The organism is Psychrobacter sp. JCM 18903 (assembly GCF_000586475.1).
In the GTDB taxonomy this organism is placed as follows: Bacteria; Pseudomonadota; Gammaproteobacteria; order Pseudomonadales; family Moraxellaceae; genus Psychrobacter.
Genome location: NZ_BAWJ01000043.1, coordinates 1 through 3779, shown reverse-complemented (window position 1 = coordinate 3779; position 3779 = coordinate 1). Strand labels below are relative to the sequence as shown.

Annotated in this window: 5 protein-coding genes; 4 read left to right on the top strand and 1 reads right to left on the bottom strand. The window is 38.4% G+C overall.

Going from position 1 to position 3779, the window contains the following annotated elements; genetic code table 11:
* From TT12_RS14820 to TT12_RS14810, 3 genes are all read left to right on the top strand, one after another.
* A partial coding sequence (locus TT12_RS14820; RefSeq protein WP_045456428.1) for an IS1595 family transposase occupies positions 1 to 367 on the top strand: 367 nt, incomplete at its 5' end.
* 56 nt (positions 368 to 423) lie between these two features.
* Positions 424 to 717: a GNAT family N-acetyltransferase gene (locus TT12_RS14815; protein WP_045456426.1), complete on the top strand. Its 294-nt coding sequence runs from the start codon at positions 424 to 426 to the stop codon at positions 715 to 717.
* A 375-nt stretch (positions 718 to 1092) separates the two neighbouring features.
* Positions 1093 to 1365, top strand: coding sequence for a 4a-hydroxytetrahydrobiopterin dehydratase (locus TT12_RS14810; protein WP_502685192.1), 273 nt, complete (start codon positions 1093 to 1095; stop codon positions 1363 to 1365).
* Positions 1366 to 1501: 136 nt separating this feature from the next.
* Here the strand turns inward: TT12_RS14810 and TT12_RS14805 are convergent, their stop codons facing one another.
* Entirely contained in the window at positions 1502 to 1657 is a 156-nt protein-coding gene (locus TT12_RS14805; RefSeq protein ID WP_021814049.1) for a DUF1328 domain-containing protein, read from the bottom strand.
* A 516-nt stretch (positions 1658 to 2173) separates the two neighbouring features.
* Here TT12_RS14805 and TT12_RS14800 point away from each other — a divergent pair.
* Positions 2174 to 3466 carry a saccharopine dehydrogenase family protein gene (locus TT12_RS14800; protein ID WP_201605969.1) on the top strand — a complete coding sequence of 431 codons (1293 nt, stop codon included), beginning with the start codon at positions 2174 to 2176 and terminating at the stop codon, positions 3464 to 3466.
* Positions 3467 to 3779: the final 313 nt, after the last annotated feature.

Genomic DNA, 3779 nt, shown 5'->3' with positions numbered 1-3779 from the left:
TGCTTGTATTATCCCTAATGCCAGAGCCGATACCTTAATTCCTATCATAAGGGAGAAAGTAAAGCCTGATAGTATTGTTTGTACTGACTCCTTTAGAAGTTACAACGCACTTGATGTCAGTGAGTTCACTCATTACCGCATTAATCATTCAAAAGAGTTTGCACAAGACAGAAACCATATCAACGGAATAGAGAACTTTTGGAGTCAAGCAAAGCGTCATATGCGTAAATATAATGGCATCCCAAAAGAGCATTTCCATCTGTTTTTGAAGGAATGTGAGTGGCGTTTTAACTACAGCGAACCAAAACGTCAATTATATCAGCTAAAACAATGGGTTAAACAATGGGTTAAACAAGAACTGAACTAGTTATCTAGGACAGCCCCATATTTAACGATAATAATCAATAATAACGGAGAATATCCATGAAAAATCAAAACTCTGAACAAAACCTAACCATTACCCATGATGAACAAGCTAAACGCTTTGAAACCTCTATTGACGGTTATACTGGCTATATTAGCTATCAAGAGCGTGACGATACATTAGTTTATGATCATACTATCGTACCTCAGGAGCTAGGCGGGCGCGGTATTGGCTCAGCATTGGTCAAGCATGCCCTCAACTATGCTCGTGAACAGAATAAAAAAGTGATACCACAGTGCTCATTTGTCTCGTCATATATCAGCAAACATCCTGATTACCAAGACTTGCTATAGTCCACTCCTTAGCAATAAGCCGTAGAAAATGTAGCATGCTAATAAGCACCACGATTTCTTTAGAAATATTTTAAGCATTTATTATGGTTCAGCTTGTCTAATAAAATTGAAGCGTTAATACCTTACTACCCTCCTATTTATTTGCTATCTGCCCTCGTATATTTATCTTCGAATATATGGCAAGATAGCAAATATAGGCGGATTTTCTGGCCTATAATGGCAATAGAACAAAAGGTCTTTACAGTGACGTAATAGCGTTAATGATATAACTGAAAAATAGAATTGAAGTTTCGTAAAATAGCTTTGACAGCTACAATGTAGTGCCTGATATAGTTTTTAATAAACCAAACCAACATAATAATAAAGGTGATTAATATGAGTAGTTTATCTGATAAGCAAGTAAATTTGCAGCTGGAAGAATTGCCCGGTTGGCAGCGCGAGGGCAATGCTATCGTAAAAACATATCACTTTAGCGATTTCATCGAAGCCATAAGCTTTATGAATCAAGCAGCGTTCCATGCCGAAGCGCTCGAGCATCATCCCGAATGGCGCAACACGTATAACGTGGTAGAGGTGCGCTTAACTACTGGCGATACTGGCGGTATTACCAGCATGATATTCGTCTGGCGAAACGGATGGAACACATAGTCCAGCCGAAACGTTTATAGTGATGTGTTTGTTTTTATAATGTTTATAAAAATCCTTTATTAGTAAATACATTATTAAATACCAAAAAAAAGTCCTCAATTGAGGATTTTGGTATTTAATAATCTACAGGTATTAATTACATCTTGCGGCTTACAAATGCCACAATAAATAAAATGACAGCGACTGCTAAGAAAATATATGCCAAATTAGCAGACAATCCTGCGACACCGCCAAAACCCAATAAACTTGCTAACAGTGCGATCACGGCAAAAATAATAGCCCAGCGAAACATAACCTTCTCCTTAAAAATTATTATTAGAAAACCAGATATTTAGATTGATGCAATGGACAATTATTAATAAGACATAACTACTATTATTAATGAGTACCTTGCTCTCTCTAAAACTCCTTTTTCTTTACTTTTTGTTTTTTTAATACTTATTAGTTTTTCAACCATTATTACTGCTTACGACCATAGATTAGCAATATTTATCTTTAGAAAACGTTCATTTTGGTAATGATATCGGTAGGTTATGTAACCTTTGTAGCAAATCTTAACATCGAACCTTTTTTTCATCTCTTTATGGGAGTTATGTGTATAGATGGTTAGTTATTACTTAGCCGTCAACATTTCCATCATATAATCTGCTATAAACAGTAACTTACAAGTCATTTTTACTGGTCAAAAATACTTTAATATATCTGCCTGATTGCTATCAAAAAATTAGACTTCAAAATCTGACTGTTAAATGGCAACAAATTTTAAACGTCACACGACTCATCAAAATAGCTATTAAGGATAATAAATATGGATACCAATACCAATACGGATACCTCGAACAATACACGACAGCGCAGCGATGAAAAGCGCCCTTACGCGGTCGTCTTATATGGTGCAACCAGCTTTGTTGGTCAAATTACAGCACACTATTTAACAGAGTTTCTATCTAATACTAAAGACAAAGATGGCGCCGATGTCACGTGGGCGATTGCTGGGCGTGATGAAGCAAAACTGAACGAATTACAATCTAAACTTGGCAGCACTGTCGATATTATTCTTGCTAATAGTGACGATGCGGACAGCCTTGATGAGATGACCAAACAAACCCAAGTCATCATTTCAACCGTCGGTCCTTATCTCAAATACGGTGAGCCGCTGATCAAATCTTGTACCACTCATGGGACAGATTATGTCGATCTCACTGGTGAAGCTATCTTTATCAAAGATATGATGGATAAGTATCAGGACGCGGCAAAGCAAAGCGGCGCTCGTATTGTCAACTCGTGTGGCTTTGATTCGATTCCATCGGATTTGGGCGTCTACTTTACCCAAACCCAAGCAGAAGAGAAGTTTGGTCGCGCTTGTAATGTGATTCATATGCGTGTCAAAGCGGCGAAAGGCGGTCTATCAGGTGGCACCATTGCCTCAATGGCGACTATTTTTGAAGAAGTTGGAAAGGACAAGTCACGTCGTAAGCAGGTAGCAAATCCTTATCTACTCAATGATGATAAAGATGCGCCAAACGTGCGCCAAGCTAATGTCAGTAAGCCAGAATACGATAGTGAGCACAAACGCTGGCTTGCGCCTTTTGTCATGGCTAGCATCAATACCCGTATCGTGCATCGCACCAACCAATTGCTTGGCTATGAATATGGTCGTGACTTTAAATATGACGAAGCAATGTGGATGCAAGATGGTGTGAAAGGTCAATTATCAAGCTATGCAATGAGTGCAGGCTTGTTTGGATTTGCCACTGCTATGATGGTCAAACCGAGCCGTGAATTATTAGCTAAGCACGTGCTACCTAAGTCAGGTTCTGGTCCGTCTGCAGAAGAGCAAGCAAACGGCTACTTTGACATTCGCCTCTTTGGAGAAACGGCTAATAAAGACACCATCAATACGAAAGTAACGGGTGACAAAGATCCAGGTTACGGCAGTACCTCGCGTATGCTAGCGCAAGCAGCGTTATGCTTAGCACAAGATATCAGCAAAGAAGAAATTGGTGGTGGTTTTTGGACACCAGCCTCTGCCATGGGTAATCATCTACTGGCGCGTTTAGAAGAGCATGCGGGTCTTAGTTTTGAAGTTGTCGATTCGTAAGATTACCCATTTATAAATCGAAGCAATCTACTTCTTAATATCTAATTAATGACCGTATCTTAGCAACGAGATACGGTTTTTTATTGCCTATTTTTTCTCATTATTCAGATTGAAATCTTTTGAGCGATTGTTAATAAATAATAATAACGTGATTATTTGGTAAATGATATTGGCATTTCTTGCTTTTTAATACATTAAGCTACACATTTCTAGAATAATGTCACAGCCATATTGCAGTGAATGACGTAGGATAAAAAAGGTTAGGCAACTTTTTACCCCATATTGCATAGCAGCTTTGAGAGGAATAATTGGC